Origin of the sequence: Marinomonas lutimaris (assembly GCF_019426345.1) — a bacterium.
Lineage (GTDB): Bacteria > Pseudomonadota > Gammaproteobacteria > Pseudomonadales > Marinomonadaceae > Marinomonas > Marinomonas lutimaris.
In genome coordinates, this window is sequence record NZ_JAHLLW010000006.1 from 34,563 (window position 1) to 55,233 (window position 20,671).

The 20,671-nt window shown below is 42.3% G+C and carries 19 protein-coding genes; all 19 read right to left on the reverse strand.

The genetic code is table 11. The features are described 5' to 3' along the window. Window positions 1-62: 62 nt before the first annotated feature. Complete coding sequence (gene flhA / locus KPL72_RS08810; RefSeq protein WP_346729506.1) at window positions 63-2,180, reverse strand: flagellar biosynthesis protein FlhA; 2,118 nt, start codon at window positions 2,178-2,180, stop codon at window positions 63-65. A gap of 37 nt (window positions 2,181-2,217) precedes the next feature. Further along, window positions 2,218-3,354 (reverse strand): flagellar biosynthesis protein FlhB, encoded by a 1,137-nt coding sequence (flhB, locus tag KPL72_RS08815; protein ID WP_219702496.1) that lies wholly within the window; start codon window positions 3,352-3,354, stop codon window positions 2,218-2,220. Next, window positions 3,347-4,129 carry a flagellar biosynthetic protein FliR gene (gene fliR / locus KPL72_RS08820; protein WP_212916157.1) on the reverse strand — a complete coding sequence of 261 codons (783 nt, stop codon included), beginning with the start codon at window positions 4,127-4,129 and terminating at the stop codon, window positions 3,347-3,349. Before fliR ends, flhB begins: the two co-directional genes overlap by 8 nt. After that, window positions 4,129-4,398, reverse strand: coding sequence for a flagellar biosynthesis protein FliQ (gene fliQ / locus KPL72_RS08825; RefSeq protein WP_012071103.1), 270 nt, complete (start codon window positions 4,396-4,398; stop codon window positions 4,129-4,131). Before fliQ ends, fliR begins: the two co-directional genes overlap by 1 nt. 2 nt (window positions 4,399-4,400) lie before the next feature. Beyond that, a complete protein-coding gene (gene fliP, locus KPL72_RS08830) occupies window positions 4,401-5,138 on the reverse strand; it encodes a flagellar type III secretion system pore protein FliP (protein WP_212916158.1) in 738 nt (245 codons plus the stop codon). Continuing rightward, entirely contained in the window at window positions 5,135-5,557 is a 423-nt protein-coding gene (gene fliO, locus KPL72_RS08835; RefSeq protein ID WP_249422166.1) for a flagellar biosynthetic protein FliO, read from the reverse strand. The genes fliP and fliO overlap by 4 nt, the downstream gene beginning before the upstream one ends. A 6-nt stretch (window positions 5,558-5,563) precedes the next feature. Continuing rightward, window positions 5,564-6,025 carry a flagellar motor switch protein FliN gene (gene fliN, locus KPL72_RS08840; protein WP_072841262.1) on the reverse strand — a complete coding sequence of 154 codons (462 nt, stop codon included), beginning with the start codon at window positions 6,023-6,025 and terminating at the stop codon, window positions 5,564-5,566. A gap of 1 nt (window position 6,026) precedes the next feature. Continuing rightward, window positions 6,027-7,001, reverse strand: coding sequence for a flagellar motor switch protein FliM (gene fliM, locus KPL72_RS08845; RefSeq protein ID WP_212916159.1), 975 nt, complete (start codon window positions 6,999-7,001; stop codon window positions 6,027-6,029). Window positions 7,002-7,005: 4 nt separating this feature from the next. Further along, window positions 7,006-7,518 carry a flagellar basal body-associated FliL family protein gene (locus KPL72_RS08850; protein WP_212916160.1) on the reverse strand — a complete coding sequence of 171 codons (513 nt, stop codon included), beginning with the start codon at window positions 7,516-7,518 and terminating at the stop codon, window positions 7,006-7,008. Window positions 7,519-7,635: 117 nt separating this feature from the next. Continuing rightward, window positions 7,636-9,345, reverse strand: a complete 1,710-nt coding sequence (locus KPL72_RS08855; RefSeq protein ID WP_219702497.1) for a flagellar hook-length control protein FliK — start codon at window positions 9,343-9,345, stop codon at window positions 7,636-7,638. A 55-nt stretch (window positions 9,346-9,400) separates the two neighbouring features. Next, window positions 9,401-11,110 (reverse strand): PP2C family protein-serine/threonine phosphatase, encoded by a 1,710-nt coding sequence (locus KPL72_RS08860; RefSeq protein ID WP_212916162.1) that lies wholly within the window; start codon window positions 11,108-11,110, stop codon window positions 9,401-9,403. Window positions 11,111-11,116: 6 nt separating this feature from the next. Beyond that, window positions 11,117-11,419, reverse strand: coding sequence for an STAS domain-containing protein (locus KPL72_RS08865; protein WP_212916163.1), 303 nt, complete (start codon window positions 11,417-11,419; stop codon window positions 11,117-11,119). Between the two features lie 30 nt (window positions 11,420-11,449). Beyond that, window positions 11,450-13,360, reverse strand: a complete 1,911-nt coding sequence (locus tag KPL72_RS08870; RefSeq protein WP_219702498.1) for a hypothetical protein — start codon at window positions 13,358-13,360, stop codon at window positions 11,450-11,452. Window positions 13,361-13,380: 20 nt separating this feature from the next. Beyond that, entirely contained in the window at window positions 13,381-15,279 is a 1,899-nt protein-coding gene (locus KPL72_RS08875; RefSeq protein ID WP_219702499.1) for a hypothetical protein, read from the reverse strand. Between the two features lie 51 nt (window positions 15,280-15,330). Further along, window positions 15,331-15,765, reverse strand: coding sequence for a flagellar export protein FliJ (fliJ, locus tag KPL72_RS08880; protein WP_212916166.1), 435 nt, complete (start codon window positions 15,763-15,765; stop codon window positions 15,331-15,333). Window positions 15,766-15,818: 53 nt separating this feature from the next. Then, window positions 15,819-17,150 (reverse strand): flagellar protein export ATPase FliI, encoded by a 1,332-nt coding sequence (gene fliI, locus KPL72_RS08885; RefSeq protein ID WP_219702500.1) that lies wholly within the window; start codon window positions 17,148-17,150, stop codon window positions 15,819-15,821. A 5-nt stretch (window positions 17,151-17,155) separates the two neighbouring features. Then, window positions 17,156-17,962: a FliH/SctL family protein gene (locus KPL72_RS08890; protein ID WP_219702501.1), complete on the reverse strand. Its 807-nt coding sequence runs from the start codon at window positions 17,960-17,962 to the stop codon at window positions 17,156-17,158. A gap of 7 nt (window positions 17,963-17,969) precedes the next feature. Beyond that, complete coding sequence (gene fliG, locus KPL72_RS08895) at window positions 17,970-18,983, reverse strand: flagellar motor switch protein FliG (RefSeq protein ID WP_212916169.1); 1,014 nt, start codon at window positions 18,981-18,983, stop codon at window positions 17,970-17,972. After that, entirely contained in the window at window positions 18,980-20,656 is a 1,677-nt protein-coding gene (fliF, locus tag KPL72_RS08900; protein ID WP_212916170.1) for a flagellar basal-body MS-ring/collar protein FliF, read from the reverse strand. Before fliF ends, fliG begins: the two co-directional genes overlap by 4 nt. Between the last annotated feature and the right edge of the window lie 15 nt (window positions 20,657-20,671).

Here is a 20,671-nt window from a genome sequence, read left to right on the forward strand (position 1 = left end):
CATAGCTTACCCGAAAGATCACAATAAATATAGATACAATCCATCACGTTAATAGTTAGATCTTATTGTCCAATAACACCCACCACAGTAATGCGTTTGTGGTCTGGTACTTCTTGATATGAAAGTACCGACATATTCACCATACCATAACGCATAAAACGCGCCAACATAGGTCGTATGGGAGCCGACACAATCAAAATAGGCGTATTCCCCATCGCCTCTTGCTGCTCCGCAGACTGACGTAACGAAGCTTGCAACTGTTCAGCCATTTTCGGTTCTAAGATCAGCGCCTCTTCATTTTTAATGCCCGACTGCTGACTTTGCTGAACCGTCTGCATAAGCATTTTTTCTAGCTGCGGTTCCAGCGTTAAAACAGGAATTTCTTCTACACCATCTGCCAATGTCTGAATTATCAAACGCGACAAAGACGTTCGAACTGCCGCTGTGAGGATCATAGGGTCCTGAGTTTTTGGCTGCACACCCATAATCGACTCAGCAATAGTACGCATATCCCTTAAAGGCACACCTTCTATCAATAAATTCTGCAATACTTTAAGAAGAACACTTAAAGGTATGGTATTTGGTACTAACTCTTCGGCCAATTTAGGATTATATTGTTTCAACAAACTCAATAACTGCTGAACCTCATCATGACCGATCAACTCATAAGCGTGTTTATGCATAATCTGATTAATATGAGTTGCAACCACTGTACTCACATCAACAACCGTGTATCCGTAAGTTTGCGCCTGGTCTCTTTTCTTAGGATCAATCCACACAGCATCCAACCCAAAAGATGGATCCTTACCGGCGATCCCATCAATAGAACCAAAAACTTGACCAGGATCAATCGCCAAATCTTTATCAGGATGAACTTCAGCCTCAGCCAAACTCACTCCCATAAGGGTTACTCGATAGGCATTCGGCATTAAATCCAAGTTATCTCGAATATGTACACTCGGCACCAAAAAACCTAGATCCTGAGATAGCTTTCGACGCACACCTTTAATCCGCGCCAACAACTCACCACCTTGCGTTTTATCAACCAAAGGTATCAGACGATAGCCTACCTCTAAGCCAAGCATATCAACAGGCGCAACATCATCCCAACTCAAGTCTTTTACTTCTGCTGGCACTGGATTATCCGAAGAAGCTTTACCGGTACTTTTCGGCCCCTGCTTAGGCTTTTGTTTCTTACGATACTCAAGAAAATAAGCAAGACCACCCAAACAAGCAGCCAATGATAAGAAAGAAAAATGCGGCATTCCTGGAACAACACCCATGATCGTCATTACACCAGCTGCGACATACAAAGCCTTTGACGATCCAAACATTTGACGGACAATTTGGGATCCCATGTCACCAGACTCATTAACACGAGTCACCATGATTGCCGCCGCAGTAGACAACATTAGAGATGGAAGCTGAGCCACAAGACCATCACCGATGGTCAATAATGAATAGCGCTCAATGGCTTCCGAGAAAGAAAGATCATGCTGCGCCATACCAATGGACAAACCACCGATTATATTGATACCAAGGATCAATAATCCAGCAACTGCGTCCCCTTTTACGAATTTTGAGGCACCATCCATAGAGCCATAAAACTCAGCTTCGGATGCAATTTCAATACGACGCTGCTTAGCCTGATCGGCATCAATCATGCCTGCATTTAAATCAGCATCAATAGCCATCTGCTTACCTGGCATAGCATCCAAGGTAAAGCGCGCACTTACTTCGGATATACGACCAGCACCTTTGGTCACTACCGCAAAGTTGATAATCATTAAGATTGCAAAGACAACAAAACCAACTACGTAGTTGCCGCCAATAACCACTTCACCAAATGCTTGAATCACCTTACCTGCTGCATCACCACCTTCGTGACCATTCAATAAAACCACACGAGTCGATGCCACGTTAAGTGCCAATCGCATTAAGGTAGAAACCAGCAGAACGGTAGGAAACACAGCAAAATCTAAAGGCCGCATTGAATAAATAGCGACCAACAACACAACAATAGCTAACGCAATATTAAAGGTAAAAAGTACGTCCAATAAAAAAGCAGGAATAGGCAAGATCATCATCGCTAAAAGCGATAACAACAAGATAGGAATACCTAAATTCCCACTAAAAATCCCTTGAACCTGTCCAGCAAGTCGACCGCGGTCAAAATTCACACGTCATCCTTATTGGAAGAAAAACTACAAAACATGATTAACTACCGTCCCACTGAAATTCATCAGGCACATCTAAGTTTGGCATCGTTTCTGGTCGCGGCGCTCCCATACGAGCATTACGCAGCTGATATACATAAGCCAACAATTGAGCCACCACTTTAAACAAACCCTGCGGTATCTCATCACCAATCTCAGTATGGTGGTATATCGCCCTTGCTAATGCGGGCGATTGTATCACAGGGATGTCATAGTAATTGCCGACTTCACGAATTTTCAATGCAATAAAATCACCGCCTTTAGCAAGCAGCACTGGTGCCGCGCCACCAGCTTGATCATATTTCAACGCCACAGAGAAATGCGTAGGGTTAGTAATAATAACATCGGCACTGGGCACATCAGACATCATTCGATTCATCGCCGCTTGACGCTGCATCTGACGAATTCGCCCTCGCACTAAAGGATCACCCTCCTGCTGCTTATATTCATCTTTCACTTCCTGCTTGGTCATTTTTAGTTTTTCTTTATGTGACCAAACTTGAAAAGGCACATCAATCGCAGCAATCAGCGCTAAAGCAAGCGTAACAAAGACAAAGGACCAAATAACAATATCAATACCATGAGCAATAGCCAGCTCTATTGACTGAAAAGTTAACCCAAGCGTTTCTGGCAAAAAGTAATTCACCACCAACACAGAAATAAGACCAACTAACGTCACTTTAGCAATAGACTTTATAAGCTCTACCAAAGATTGAACCGAAAACATTCGCTTTAAACCCGCTATCGGGCTCATTTTGCTAAGCTTTGGAGTCAGCGGCTCCCACGAAAAATTCAACCCTCCCAAAGCGATACTGCCAACAATACCAGCAACCGCCAGTACAGACATAAGCAAAACCATAGAGTCCATCATAGCCACAACAGACTCGTACAGATGAAAAACCATACGACTTAAATCAAAAACATCAGCTCGCTCAACCAAAAAATTAAAATCAAACAACACAGCGAGATCACGAACAAGCAAAGTCCCCGTTCCGTAAATAGTTGCCGCAGCCACTATCAACAAAAGAGCTGAACTTAAATCTTTAGAGCGAGGGAGATTGCCTTTATTTCGAGCATCCTGAAGTTTCTTACTACTGGCACTCTCCGTCTTTTCGCTACCGTCTTCATTCTCAGCCATTTAAACGAATTCCCCACGTATCTTTCATCCAGTCAATCATTTCTCCGAAAAACAACAAATAGATGTTTAAGAAATCATCTAACATAATCCAGAAAAAGAACAAAGAAAATAGCATTATGATTGGAAAACCCAACGCAAAAACGTTCAATTGCGGCGACGCCTTAGCAACCACACCAAAAGACAAGTTAATAACCAATACTGCCACAGCTAAAGGCAATACGATAAGTAATGCTTTTTCAAACATCCAGCCACCCAGCAACACTAGCTGCCAATAACGCTGGCTGTCAAAACCACTACCTATTGGCCAATAGTTAAAACTTTCAGCCAAGTACTCTATCATCACTAGATGACCATTTGTGCCCAAAAACGCTAATGCCACCATCGACAAATAATACTGACCAAGCGTCGCAACAGAAATACCATTGGCAGGGTCATTAGACATAGCAAAACCTAAACCCGCCTTCATCGCAGCCAACTGGCCTGCCAATGAAAATAACTGAAACAAAATAGTGACAACAAAACCCAACACAAAGCCAATCACTAATTGCTCAGCAATCAGCACAATGTAGGCAGGAGAAATAGGATCGTAATTAGGGACATCAATTACAGGGGTAATAATAATGGCAACAAGAAAGGAAAACGCAATACGCACTCGTGGACTAACCAGACGACTACCAAATAAAGGCAGCGCCATAAAAAACGCCCCAATACGAAAAAAGGGCAAAAGAAAACTGATCGTTAAGTTCAGTAACTCATCTGGATGCAGCTCTAACATCAGCCGATGATCATAGGAATATTAATAAATAAATTGGTCGTAAAATCCATTAGCTTCATCAAGATCCACGGCCCCAGTTGCATGATAACTAAAATAGTCACAATCAACCTTGGCAAGAAAGACAAAGTTTGCTCGTTAATCTGTGTTGCGGCTTGAAACACACTCACTATCAAACCAACGATCAGACTGGGCACCATCACAACCCCAACGATCAAAACAATTAAGTAAAAGCCTTGCCCGTATAAATCTAACACCACTTGAGGATTCATAATTAAATCCCGAAACTCGCCGCCAAAGTACCCATAATCATAGACCAACCATCAACCATGACAAAAAGCATAATTTTAAAAGGTAACGAGATAATGATAGGCGACAACATCATCATACCCATTGCCATCAAAACACTGGCCACCACCATATCGACAATCAGAAATGGAATGAAAATCATAAAACCGATCTGAAAGGCGGTTTTAAGCTCACTGGTTACAAACGCTGGCATTAAAATAGTAAATGGCAGTGTGTCCATTGACTGAATCGTGCCTTCCTTACCTGCCAATTTAACAAAAAGAGCAATATCATCTTCTCGCGTCTGAGCCAACATAAAGTCCCTTACAGGAACAGACGCGGCCTCAACAGCCTGAATAGACGTCATCTGTTCTTTCAAGTATGGCTGCAAAGCCACTTCATTAACCCTATCCAACGTCGGCGTCATGATAAACAAGGTTAAAAATAACGCCATACCAATCATAATCTGGTTAGAAGGCGTTTGCTGCAAACCGATTGCTTGACGCAAAATAGCTAACACGACAATAATTCGAGTGAACGCTGTCATCATCATCAAAGCCGCAGGTAAAAGCGTCAGCGCAGTCATGATAAAAAGAATTTGCAACGAAACCGTATAGTCTTGACTACCATCGGCATTCGTTACAACTTTAACCGCAGGCAAACCCACCTCAGCCCATGAAAAAGCTGGAAACGTTAAAAGCAAAAGCAGGACAAAACGAATCACAGGGTATCCCCATTGCTCTTATTGTCAGCAGTATTTTTTCTATCGACCTCCTCCATCATAGAAGCAAACGATGCTGTCTTAGATGGAAAGCTTCGCAGATGACTAATCGAATGCGCAGTGACACCAATTAATAAGCGTTCCCCTTCAACTTCAACCAGCATGAGTTTCTCTTTTGCACCCAAAGACTGAACATTCACGATCTTAATATCCGACTGTCCCAACTTCATTTGAGCAAATTGAAAGCGCTTCATTAACCAAAGACACGCGGGTATAAAAGCAATAACAAAGATTAAAGAAATTACTACCTTCCAAATAGAGGAAGTCGCAGACATTTCTTGCACACCAACAGCATGCAAATAGGGAACGGCCATGCAAAGCATGGCCGTAACGACATAACGATTAAATAAAGAAAATTTCAATTGGTACTACTTCAGTCGTCTAATACGCTCACTAGGGCTTACAACATCCGTTAAACGGATACCATACTTATCATTAACCACAACCACCTCACCATGAGCGATCAATGTACCATTCACAAGTACATCCAGTGGCTCTCCGGCAAAACGATCAAGCTCAACAACAGAGCCTTGTGTTAGCTGCATCAAGTTGCGAATTGCGATTTCCGTATTACCCAATTCCATCGAAAGGACAACCGGAATATCCATAATCAAATCAAGATCAGAACCAACACCACCACTAGGTACAGAAGGATTAGTCAGCGTTTCCAGCTTTACAGGCTCAACTTTTTGCTCAGACATTGCTGCTGCCCATTCGTCTTCGATCCCTTCGCCATCTTCTGTCTCGCCCGCTTCAGACATTGCTGCAGCCCATTCGTCAGCTAAATCTTCGTCCATGCCTGCTGCATCTGGATTTTGTTCTTCTGCCATGTTACTTCGTCACCTTCGCTTTGAAACTTTCTTGCATTTGTACTGAATAGCGTTCATTACTAACGCCCAATTTGCCTTTAAAGGTTGGCACACCATTCGCTCGAACCGTTACAAACTCTGGCATTTCTATCGGAATGATATCCCCAGCTTTAAACTTTAACACCTCACCAAGTGAGATTTTACGATTCGCAACGTTGACAGATAGCCTAACAGCAATATCTTTCACGTCTTGTTCTAAGGATTTACCCCAGCGGTCATCCTTTTCATCTACGTCACTCTGAACGCCAGCATCAAGCAATTCACGTACAGGCTCAATCATAGAGTAAGGTAAAGTAATATGCAGCTCACCACCACCACCATCTAACTCAATATGGAAGGTGGAAACAACAACAACCTCGCTAGGACTCACAATATTAGCCATTGCTGGGTTTACTTCAGAACTAATATATTCAAGTTCCAATTTTAATACTGGCGCCCAAGCTTCCGTTAAGTCCTTGAAAACTTGTTCAAGCATCAACTGTACAATACGAATTTCAGTCGGAGTAAATTCTCGACCTTCAATTTTTGCATGACGCCCGTCACCACCAAAAAAGTTGTCGACTAACTTAAACACCAATTTAGCATCAAGTATAAATAGAGCTGTACTTCTTAGTGGTCGAAATTTCACCAAATTCAAACTGGTAGGCACATAAAGTGTATGAACATATTCACCAAACTTCATTACCTGTAGACCACCAGATGAAACATCTGCTGTACGACGCAGCATGTTAAACAAACTAATACGTGTGTAACGCGCAAAACGTTCGTTTATCATTTCCAGCGTAGGCATCCGCCCACGCACAATACGTTCTTGACTCGTAATGTCATAGGATGCAACGCCATTAGCATCCCGGTTATCCTCTTCTACAGGCTTTTCATCTGCACCATGTAAGAGGGCATCAATTTCATCCTGAGATAACAGATCTTGAGCTGACATAATTCTATTGCATCACAAAGTTAGTGAATAACACAGCATCAATACCGCCTTGACCAGTTTCCTGCTCTAGGATGCCATTGATTGCGTCAAGAGAAGCTTTTTTTAATGCCTCTTTACCTGCAGCTGTCTGTAAATCAACAAACGACTGGCTGGAAAATAACAAAACCAAACTATTACGAATTAACGGCATATGAAGCGTAACAGCATTAATTTGCTCTATATTTTTTGACTTAACAGACATATTAAGCTGCACATAACGCTGTTTACCATCAACCATAAAATCAACAGTAAAAGCAGGATCTAATGCCAAATAAGTAGAAGGCTCATTCGCTAAGGCAGCCTCAGCTGATTCCGCTGAATCACCGCCCTCATCAGAAGAGCCGCTAAACAAAAAGATATAAGCAGCCGCAGCACCTCCAACTAAAACCAAAACTAGAAGAATAATGATAATAAGCTTTTTCTTACCACCAGACTTTCCCTCTTCTGCACCAATATCCAAACCGTCTTCGTCAGCCATATTCACAAACCTTAGATGTATCGAATTCTTTACAAAGAACGCTGTCTACGCTCTTATGCACTAATAATCCTCTATTCTACAAAGAATCAAACATAGCACCATCAATTTCTCGTAAGTTTAAGCATAGTAATCAACACCAGATGCAGAAACATACGATAGATTTCTCGGAATCAATTCCTCATCGACATCATCGCTACCAGCAATACTACCCTGAAGCGAGCTGCCATTGCGATTATTGGCTCTGTCTTGTGCTCCAGAAGTATCTTGCTGTGAAACATCAACATCCGCTCGACTTAAATCCATACCTTGTTGAGCCAACATTTCTCTTAGCCTTCCCATCTGCCCCTCTAATAGATCTCGTGCCTGCGGTGTCGCAGCAATAAAACTTATTTGAGTATTCGAATCACTATCGACCGATACTTTAACAGTCAGACTACCTAACTCCGGCGGATCCAAGCGAATATGTGCCGTATGACCACCATCACGGGCAATCCAAGCCACCTTCTGGCTCATCTCATTAGCCCACCCTGGATGACCTGGTGGTAAGCTCATTGCCAGGTTAGCCTGAGAATTAGGATTAACAACCGCTGCATTAACCGTTGTAGCCGCAGCGGCAGTTCGGTTCGCATTATTAAGAGAACTATTTAAGCCACCCGGTGAGCTATCGTCACCCTGATTACCATCAATCTGTGCAGACATTCGACCAAGCATGGCCTCCTGTTCTTTTTTCCGCAACTCAATAGGCTCATTAATCAATATACTCTCCCCTTCTAAAAGAGAGTCAGTAGAATCTAAATTAAGTTCATCCGATGAAGCTACTGCGCTTCCGTCATTAAGCAGAGAGGCAGGCACTGGTGCTGTACGATTTTCTTTATTCATGGCGCCCGCAGCAATAACGCCGGCAGCAACAGATGCTGCAGCTTTAGTGGTATCAATTACAGCATCGCTAGTCGGAGTGACAGGAACCGCTTTCACACCAGTTCCCATCTGAGATAAAACCCAAGATAACTCACCTTTATCATCAGCAATCATTGGCTCTATAGTGCCCTCGGAAATATTCGTGTCACTTAATGTCGAATCAATATTTTTTACATCACTGGGTGCAGTCCGTCTTATCGCATCTAAACCAACAACACCGCCCCCCGAACTAAGCCCTTTAACAATATCATCTTTAGACGCCTTTTCCGTGGCGATTGGAGTAGATGTAATTGGAACTACATCACCAGCCCCCATATTGTCAGCAACTACACCCGCATTACCAGCAACTACATTATCAGCTAGTAGATTCTGCGAGACGCCTTCCTTTTGCGACTCCTGTCCAGCATCGGAATTAGGTATTAACGAAGCGGTGATCTCCGTATTTTTTAAATCTGATGGAGACACCACTACTGGAAAGTCTGAAGTTTCAGCAGAAACAGCGACAGGTGATCCATCAGCAGGAGAGACTTCGCCATCCTGCTGCAAAGCCTTGCCGCCATCTTTGGATATTACTGGCGATTCAACAGCTGCAACATCACTAGTTCCACTCAAAGATGTAGTGCCTTTTTCATTATCACTGACAGAAGCATTACTCTTATTATATGAAGCCGAGCTTTTATCAATCCCTTGAGTTGTTTTGGACGATGAATTAGAAGACAAAGGTGCTGACGAGCTAGAAGCCACTACTTTATCTGTAGTAGGTGTTTTTTTGGGGCTGACAGTTTCTTTTGCTTTATTAAAATCGTTTGCAAAAGCTGCCCCATTATTAGAATGGGCCTTAGTCAAAGCAGACTTTTTAGGTGGAACACCTGAAGGTAAAGACAATACCGTATTTGAATCTGTGCGCATAATTTCCTCCAACGATAAAGGAGACTATGCAATAGCAAGGCCAACACAGCTCAAGCTAACTAGCTAGGCCTACTTGCCAATGATAATGTGCTGTTACCGCACTACCACCTTTAGTAAATTCCAACTTAGAACACAGTTGATCCAACAGGGCTAAGCCGCGATTATAAAGCAATTCTGTATTGGATATATCATAGTTCACTCTTTGGAAATCAAATCCAGAACCGCTATCTTCAACATATAGCATTAACGATCTATTGTTATTATCAGACGTCACTTTCACTGAAATTTTAACATAACCATCACGTAAGTTGGCGAGGCGACGTTCACGCTCTTCGTAGTATAGAGAAAAGCCATCACTGGAACTCTTTTTATCAGAGCTTAACTTCAGTACACCATGCTCAAGTGCATTAGAGTACAACTCAGAGAGAATCATAAATACTTGACTAGAAAAACTACTCAACCCTGGAACAGTCGTTAGAATTTGCAAAACATAGGGCAAGGGATCTGTATTACGAAGTGAATCTGCATTTAATACGTACTCGAATGAGAAGTCTGCTGGCGCTTCATCATGCCCTCTTGACTCTTCATGCTCAGATGAATCGATACCTATGTTAGTATCCAGACGGACACTAAGACATGAAATATCATCATGAGGATTTTCCAAAACGCCTTCTTGCTCTAGCTGCTGGACAAGCCAATTAACCGAATGCTCAGCGTCAATCTCTCCCAGATAAAGCGGATTAAGAATAGACCGACAAAACATCTGCCCAGACAAGTCTAATGCCTCATAAACGCCATCAGAAAATGCCATCAACCTATCACCAGGAGCGAAAGACATAGGTTCAATTTGACATTCAAACGCATCAGCAGAAAGAACACCTAAAGGCAGGTTCTTAGAGGTAAATCGTACTGGTTTGCCTGCATTTTGAGGTAAAAATAATAAATCAGGTAATCCACCATTCCACACCTCAATACTTTTATTGTTCACTTTTATATCAATAAATGCAGCACTGCAAAACATATTCGATGGCAAAATCCCTTTTAAACGCGCATTTATCTCAGGGATAATTTGACGCATCAAAAAGCCTTTTTTTGTCCAATCAAAGAAAATATCAGCGAGAGGAAGTGCCCCGATCGCAGCGGAAAGGCCATGACCAGTAAAATCACCTAATAGTATATGCATACCGCCATTCGGCTTATAAGCGGCCAAAATGACATCACCATTAAAAGTATGCGTACCATAATGAATGGTAGAAAGCGCAGGATCTTTCAAGCAATTTGAATTAGTTATGTTTTCATAAACTACTTTCGCAACATCTTGTTCATTGAGCAATTGTTCATTATACAAGCTCATTGCATCACGCTGTTCTTCAAGCGTTTTTTGCATAACCAAAAGCCTGACTATTGCATTAAGTTTTGCAGTAATAAGCGCAGGACTATAAGGTTTAGAAATAAAATCAATACCACCAATACGTAAGCAATTTGATAAAGCAATAGGGTCTGTAACACCAGAAAGAAAAACAATAGGAACAAACACATCACCAGCAATACGCTGAATTTCGAGCGCTGCTTCCCAACCGTCTTTATGAGGCATTTTTATATCTAAGCACACTAATTGAATCGTGTGAGGATCAAACTTATCAATTGCGTCTTGCCCATCAACAGCCGAAATTACGTTGTGGCCAAATTGACTCAGAATCGCTTTTAATAAAATACGATCCGAAGGGTTATCATCCGCAATCAATATGGTTAAAACTTGTTCCATACAAAACTACTCAGTAATATCAAAAAGCCGATGAAAATTAGCAATTTTGAGAATATCAATAACAGCACTGTTTACATGAACCAAACGAATCTGCGCTTTTTCTGCGCCAGCGTGATCTCTAAGCAGTAGCAACATACCAAGAGCAGAGCTATCAAGATAAGATACTTCCGCTAAATTAATTTCATAAGACTTTACTTTGCTAACCGCAGTAAACGTTTCTTTAAACATCTTATGACAGCTGTAGTCAAAACGCCCTTTTACGAGGATCGTCAGACATTCTGTTTTTTTATCAAAAAAGCTTTCAACCACAGCCTACTCCTCGAAGATGAGTGGTAAGCTTTAAATCTCGTCCCACTCATCACTAGATTTTATTATGGACACATCATCACTTTTATTTTCTGAAATATTGTCTACCGTTTTAGACATCAAACTATGAATCCGCTCAATCATCTCGTTGACAGATTCCCTCGCTCTATCCAAACGCGCAACACCAACACTTCGATCAGATTCAAGTAATGAGAGAGTAGAAGCCGCCATAGACTTCATACCTTCTATTTGATCCTGAACTTTACTAATATCGTGTTCTATATCTACAGCAAAACGACGGCGAATTTTTTCACTTTCGCCTTCAGTTGCAGCCAAGCTTGCTAAAACTCCAGCTCTCACTTCATTGAGACAGCGATCGACATCGCCCAACAAAAACACATCAGAAGATAGGTCTTTTTCGACTAACGCTAGGCGTTGCAAAACCAACTCATAACCCAATATCAGTGAATCCCGAACCTGCTCAGAAAGCCATGCCATATCGTTTAATTCAACTTGAAGCTCTTCTTGAAGCTCTTGAAGTGGTGTTCCATCTATCACAACAACATCATTCAACGATGACTCATTGTGATCTGTTTTTTCGTCAATTAGGGATGCTATTTGTTGTAGTTTAGTAATTTTTTCAAGGGAATGTGTTTGCATCGAGGACGAATTTAATACATCAAAAAGCATAACGACTTTTTTACGCACCGACTCTAAAGACTTAGCAAAACCAGCATAAGGCGACTCTAGCCTTGATAGTCTAATAGGAGCATCCCAGACATCCTGTTCCAACAACTTCAAGCTGTGGTGTAAAACTTCGAATTCAGCAAATTCCGCTTTAGTTTGTATAGAAATAATACAATGCAAACCACTAGAACCATCATCTGGCTCGGAAGCAAAGTGATGAACGCGTAACCAATAAACACCATCAGACAAATTCAGTTTTAACTCTTGATCAGATAGCAGAATAGAATCAGCAATACGCTCACCGGTTGGATCATCTAACCCAGAATCGATACCAAACAATGACTCAAATAATGGCGTATTTCTAAACCAAAGCCTTTCCGCACCAGCACTCAACCATGTAATGTCGCCTTGAAAATTCGTTACAAAGAATGGTTCACTAACCTGAGACAATGCCTTTTCAATTAAACTAAGGCTTTCATTCTGTTGGTCAAGATCAAAATCTCGAGATGCTAATTCATTATCGACTAAGTGACTCAAGTCAGTAAGTTCATCAATTATTTTTCGGGGAGGAAGAACAGATGTATGTCCATGCTTACGATGGTCTAAGATATGATGCAAACTCAAAAAGCCAGAGCGTAATTGACGACCAAATCGAGCCGCCAGCATAATCACAATAGCTGCCAATATTAAAAAAATAGCGACTGGAACCCAGATCAACCTTTCAACAAATATTTTGCGCTCGTAATCCAGACTAACACTGATTTGCAAAAGCTCATCATCTAAAGCCTCTAAATACTCAAATGATGAGTAAGCAGATCGCCTTTCTTTATCCGTTAAAGGTAAGACGTCCAACTCCCTTAACGCAAGAGAGTCCAACAAAGCAAGCGATTCAGAAACATCAACCCCTGCCGTAAATTCAAAGTCACTAAGGTGACCTTTCATCAAGCGATACTCACTCACTAGCATCTGATGCAAATGACTAGAAGAAGGTGCTTTTGAGCTATTACTATCGCTATAAATTAAACGGTCACCAACCAATAACCATTCTAACCAATGCTCTTCTGCACTATGCACCAACCCCAAAAGTTCACTCAGCTTCTCTTGTTGAGCATTCTGTTTTTCTAAATTAACGCTCATCAACATATACATGCCGGCGAAAGCCAATAGCAATACAAACAACAAGGCTACAACACCTTTTTGCAGGCTATTAATCAGCTCTTTTCTTGGAGCACCAAACGGTGAATGCAGTGTATTCATAGTCAATAATCACTTTCAAGCTAATGATGAAGATGGCAAAAGCCAGCAATAAAGGATAAATAATTTTTCTTATTAATAACCAAACCAACATCTTGTAAGGATGTAAAACGACTCACTTTATCTTCGAAACCACGAACAGACTCAGCAGAAGATGAAGAAAGCTCCCATGTATGATTTACACCTGGCAATGAGGCAAACCAATCACAAGAAGCAAACGAGAAAACTATAGACTCCCCCATCCATTCAAGAATAACGGAAAAAGACATCTTCTCAACCGAAGAACCGGCATTTTCATAAGCAGAACTCGCCCCATCATGGAGAAGTTCAGCTGACACCCTTCTATCAAAACTACGTCCATCATGAGTAAAAAATGACGCCAGACAAGGCTTATCATCCTCAAAATACGTCACTGAAGATGTCGCTTTATAAGGTAATAACGCGAATATCAAACTAGCCTCTATGCAAAACATCCTGCCATAGGCCTTACCAAAATAATAACCATTCTTAGAAGGATATGTTGATTTATTTTTTTCCGGCCAGCCATGAACCTCAGGCAAGGTGTTCTTACTCAGCAACCATGGCTCTAATAACGACGCACCAGTCTGACTTAACCAAATATTTTTTATCCAAGAACGCGGAGCTGACATCGCAGAACATACAGCCTCCACTTCACGAATAGAAAAATAAGGTAACGCGAAATACTCCCCACCCTGCTTAACCACTAACACTTGAGTTACACCTAAAGACATTGGACAAAACGCCGAGTCGAGCCGTGAAATCAAAGGCATATTTAAAAAAACTTCCGCTCGAATATCTTCTTCAGGATGAAACCAAAGACAACCACCAACAGTTAAAAAATCACCTTCGCTAACATCGTATCGACCGACACATTCCGCTTGATCAAAGACAAATCGCCCAAAAGAAGTATCGATTTCGTACAAAAAATAGGATAAATAATCACGCCCTAAACATCTCATATAAGTCATTTTAAGCGCAGCTTCACTTAAGTCTCGACAGCCAATATAAACGGATCCGCCGTGACGCACAGGAAAATACGCTAAGCGCTCATCCGGCTCAAAAGCAGTGAAACTATGAGTTTGAGGGACAATACATCCACTTTTGTCTACCGTCGCTAAACTTGATGAAAAAAGAGCGCCGAAGTCCTGATAAAATAGCGTTTTGAACCTATCTTCAAATAGCGCCAAAAGACGGTAGCGAGAATCACGCGACATGTTCACGTTTTGAAATAGAGGCAAAAAACTCAATTCACATAAAACTCGCAATGACTCTTTTTCATTAACTGAAAGGACTTGCCATTGTAGTGAGGGAAATCGTCTCTTAAGCCAGGACAGTGATTGCACACTTATCAATAGAAAACGACCACTCAAAACAGAGTCTTTTACTGAATCTAACTGGAAGGATACCCGACCAGCACCAGCCAGCGCCTCTAAGTAAGCGTCCACACTCACACTATTACTTTGAGTTGCCTCTAATCGAGCCTCGTAATTCCGATACACTAGCGAGATATCTTTTTCATCAGCGATCGAAATCACCACAGCCCAGCAAGAACGATCTATAGCCAGAAGACGATCCGGTTGCCTAGAGAGATCATCACTAAACTGTGCTGCAATAACGACTTGGGAAAGCGCATCGGCTGCAGATAAAAATGCAGAATGATAATGACTAAAATAGGGAGAGCCAGATATTAAAAGCCCATCAACTGCAGCTAAAAAAGAATTCAGACGCTGATGATAGAAAGCATGGAGGGTGCTCAATTTAGATATTTTTTGAAGAGATAACAGAGCAGATTGAAGTTTTTCTAAACCACGCTGAGGACTGTAGACATAATCGTGCAAGGCTATTTCTATGTTGGAAATAGCCAAAGACAAATCAATTAATCCTTTATCCAGTCGCGCCATGCTTCATCCTAACAATAAGCTAAGTGGCTTTACCAAATAGCACTTAAAACGCTATCGCATATTGTCCAAAAAACGACGCATGGCAAACTCATCGCTCTGAAGCTGCTCTTGCTTTGCTTCAACGATCAATTCCGCTTTGTGGTTTTTTTCTTTTAGCCAATCCATGCTTTTGGTTTTCGAGCGAGCTTGCAACCATCGACGCATACTCATATCTGCTTGCTGCTCAGAACGACCTACAGCCGCTTCTTGCTGCACAATCGCCTGCTGAACACGATTCACAAAATGCTGATAATTGGTCGTCAAATAAGCACTCAAACCTAGTAAGTTACGCTCTGACTCATATTGGCCAGCGTACTCCCGCAATTCATTCAATTTTTGCTCATCATACTGTACTTTGGCTTTATCTCGAGCTAACTGCTGAGCAGCCGAATCCTCTTTGCGCTTAGCAAGGTCGACTAATATCTGCATTCGACGTGATTTTTTCATGCATGCCCCATTCGGAAACTCGCTAAATAGTAGACGTTTTTACCTGTAATCGTCTACTGTCCCTTGGTCATCGCTGTAACAAGAGCCTGTAAACTCTGATCAATCGTGAAACTTTCAGTAAGCGACTGCTGAAGGAAATTACGAATCTCAGGCATTTGTATGATAGCTTGGTCTAAATCCGGATCACTACCTCGAGCGTAAGCCCCCACCGAAATAAGGTCTTGATTCTGCTGAAATTTAGAATACAACTGCTTTACTCGCATCGCTCCATACAAGTGATCTTCACTAACTATATGTGGCATAGCCCGAGAAATCGAAGCTTCTATATCAATGGCTGGGTAATGCCCTTCTTCCGCCAACCGTCGAGATAGCACAATATGGCCATCAAGAATCGCTCGAGACGCATCTGCGATAGGGTCTTGTTGATCATCACCTTCGGTCAATACGGTATAAAAAGCCGTTACCGAACCACTGCCTTCACAGCCATTACCAGCCCGCTCTACCAACTGAGGAAGTTTAGAGAACACCGAAGGCGGATAGCCTTTAGTCGCAGGCGGCTCCCCCACTGACAATGCAATTTCCCGCTGCGCTTGAGCGTATCGTGTCAGGGAATCCATTAACAACAATACGTTTTTCCCCTGATCCCGATAATATTCAGCAATCCGTGTTGCCAGCATGGCGGCACGTAGACGCATTAATGCAGAATCATCCGCAGGCGACGCTACAACAACGGAGCGAGCAAGGCCTTCTTCGCCCAGTATTTGATCAATAAACTCTTTAACTTCTCGACCACGTTCACCAATTAGACCAACAACAGTAATATCTGCTTCGGTAAATTTGGTCATCATGCCAAGCAACATACTTTTGCCCACACCACTGCCCGCAAAAAGCCCCAAACGCTGACCTTTGCCAACCGTGAGCAAACTGTTAATCGCTTTTATACCAACATCTAAAGGCTCACAAATTGGCTTTCTTTGCAATGGGTTAATCACATTACCGTGTAACGTCACAGAGTCTTTGGTTTTAATCGGCCCTTTGCCATCCAAAGGCTTGCCCAGTCCATTTACCACGCGACCAAGTAACTCATCACCAACTGGCATTCTGCTATCGCCAAGCAACGGACGAACCCGCGCGCCAGGAGAAATCCCCTCAATAGCCTCTGTTGGCATCAAATAAGTTAAATCTCCGGTAAAACCCACCACTTCAGATTCCACCCAACGGTCCTTGCGAACTTGAACCGAGCAACGATCACCAAGGGCCACAACACAGCCAACTGCCTCCATAGTCAAACCGACCATACGCGTCACTTTACCTTCAATTTGAGGAGGCAAAGAAACAGAAGAGACATGACTTAATTTATTTAAACGTTCTTCAAGGGTGGACATGAGCGTTAGTCCTGCTCAGGAAGGGAAAGAAGACGAAGCTCATCGCATACGGTTTCTAGTCGCTGCTCTACTCGACCATCGATATGAAAGGACTTAGAGTCAATCACGAAGCCACCATTAATCAGCGAGTCATCTGCCTCTAGTTGAATGGTTAAACGTTCTTTAACACCAAGCTCGTCCAAAATAGTGACGTCATCAGGATGAAGACGCAAACGAACTCGCCCTTCGTATTCGCCTATTTCATCAAATACTCTAGTAAGTTGTTCTTTTAAAACTTTATGCCCATCTTCAGTCATTTTTGAAAGACAGACATTTTCAATGATTCGTGTCATCGATTGATACAATATATTTTCGACAGCAGCACGACTATCTTCTAAAGGCAATGTTATCTCTTTAACAACATTCGCCAATAGCATCTCAAGCGCTTCTAGATGAATCTGAGCTTCTGCCCTTGCCTGCGCCAGCCCTTCTTCAACGCCTATTAACCGACCTTCTTCATGACCTTTTTCAAAACCATCCACTTCCCCCTTCGCGAAGCCATCAGAATGACCTTTTGCGTGGCCTTCTTCTTCACCTTGAATAAAGCCTTCATCATAAGCCGCTGAACGAATCTCTTCTAACTGCGAAGCGGTCAAAGGCTCATAAATTAAAGAGTCTTCATCCACTTCTTCTGTCATAACAACGGTGTTTTTCTGAATAAGAAGTGCAGGACCAGAGCTGGTATTCGGCTTATTATTCTCAAGGTGAGGAAGTTCCCAACGCTCATAAGCGGTTAGCTTACGCTCGCCTTTTTCATGCTTTTGATCAGACATACTCTAACTAAACCATCTGCTCACCGCCACCACCGAGAACAATTTCTCCGTTATCAGCAAGGCGTCTAGCAACAGCCAGAATTTCTTTTTGCGCGACTTCTACTTCACTTACACGTACAGGGCCTTTCGCATCCAAATCATCTTTCAACATATCAGCAGCACGAGACGACATATTTTTGAAAACTTTTTCCTGCATGTCTGGGTCTGCCCCTTTTAATGCAAGAATTAAGGTTTCAGATTCCACTTCGCGAAGAATAATCTGAATACCACGATCATCTACATCCAACAAGTTATCAAAGACAAACATCAAATCTTGGATAGTATTTGCCAAATCCTCATCCACATCACGAATAGACTCCATCAATTCAGATTCTACCGAACTATCAATAAAGTTCATGATATTTGCTGCAGTACGAATACCACCGATGGTCGTTGACTGCGTTGAATTATTGCCCGAGAACTGACGCTCAAGAATGTTGTTTAACTCTTGTAACGCTGCTGGCTGAACCGTTTCTAAGGCCGCCACACGTAATACGATATCTAAACGCACTCGCTCATCGAAGTTGGCAAGGATATCTGCCGCCTGATCTGGGTCTAGGTAAGAAATAACAATGGCTTGAATCTGAGGATGCTCGTAACGAATAACATCTGCAACTGCACGAGACTCCATCCACTTCAGCGTATCAAGACCCGTTGTATTACCACCAAGTAGAATTCGATCAATCAAACTACCAGCTTTTTCTTCACCAAGCGCTTCTCTTAGCATATTTCGGATATAACCATCAGCCCCCAAACCTAAACCAGTTTGATCGCCGACTAATACTAAAAAATCGTCTAACACTTTTTCAACTTGATGACGCTGGATATTTGACAGCTGCGCCATCGTCTGACCGATACGCTGAACCTCTTTAGGCCCCATATGCTTTAGTATTTGTGCGGCATCAGACTCACCCAGTGACATAAGTAGCACTGCAGCTTTTTGAACCGAACTTAATTCTGCGCCTTGGCCTGTATCACTCATTTGCTTTCCATTACCCATTGTTTAACGACTTGAGCAACTCGCTCTGGTTCCTCTGCAATCAAGCCACGAATCGCATTTAATTGACGATCAATTTTTTCAGGAGAACCAGGCACCAATATGTCTTCCGCACTAACAAGAGACACTTGATCATCTGAAATTTCATCCGTTTCATCGGAGAATATCGCCGCTTCAGTATCTTCAGTAACCGCAATTTTATTCTGATCACTGAGGGTTTTCAAAATTGGACGCACTACCACCAGCAACAAGATAAGCACAAATATACCAACCAATGTAGGCTGTATTAGGCTTAGGAACCATGCCTGTTGATAGAATGGTAATTCAACAATGGGCTCTTCTGGTTCAGGCAAAGCAAAAGGTGAATTAATCACACTAACACTATCGCCACGAGATGGATCATAACCCACCGCATCACGGACCAATAAAGTTAAGCGCCCCAGCTCATCGTCATTCCAAGGCGTTCTTACAATAGCTGCCGTATCGGGATTCAAACTCATTAAATCATCAACAACAACCGCAACCGATAAACGCCTAACCATGCCTTGTTGGCGCTTGGTATAACTAATACTTCGATCTAATTCAAAATTACGTGTTGTTTCTTCGCGAGACTGTCCATTAGCAGCTGATGAACTGCCACCGATTGGCGCGCCATTTTCATCAACAGCTTCAGGGATAGTAACTGCACCCGGAGGCTGGTTTGTTAGCGCACCAGGTATGCCGCTCGCATTAGCGCCAGCGCCGCGATTTTCTTTTAACGTCTGCTCACTGCGCAAAGCGAGTAAATCTGGATTATATTGCTCATTGGTCTTTTCTACAGCAGTGAAATCAACGTCAGCAGACACTTCAGCTTTAAAGCGCCCTTGGCCTATCACAGGGCCAAGTATGTTATTCACTCGCTGCAGCAACACATCCTCTACTTTGCGAGCATAATCAAACTGCTTACCAGCCACAGACAATTCAGAGTCTGAATCTTTCTCCGTCAACAAAGTGCCGCGCTGATCAACCACAGTGACGTCTTTATCATTCAACTGAGAAATGCTAGAGGCCACTAAATTCACAATAGCCTCCACCTGACTCTTATCCAACCGTCTCCCAGGATAAAGCTCCAAAAACACAGAGGCAGAAGGTTTTCTTGTATCACGAACAAAAACAGATTCTTTTGGTATCGCTAAATGCACTCTAGCACTTTTAATACTTTGCAGACTGGAAATAGTTCGACTTAACTCACCTTCAAGACCTCGTCTATAACGTGTCGTTTCGACAAATTGAGAAGTGCCGAGGCCTTGCTCCTGATCCATTATTTCCATACCAACAATATTGTCGGAAACGATGCCAGAGCCAGCTAATTTAAGACGAGCTTGATGATAAAAATCAGATTCAACAAGCAAAGCGCCTGTATTTTGATCTAATTTAAAAGGAATATTATTAACACTGAGGATTTCTACAATTTGGTCTGCATTATAATCTGTAATACTACTTAATACAGGCTTGTAATCTGGACCATTACTCCATAAAACTGCCGCTAACCCAATTGCTATAGATGCGGCCAAACCGACCATTAATGCAAGCTGACGAATCACCGTCAGCTTATTAAAGCCGGTAACTAACTCTAAATAGAGCTTTTGCTCCGATTGTTCTGCAGGGACATTATCCATTAAAAAGCGCCAAGC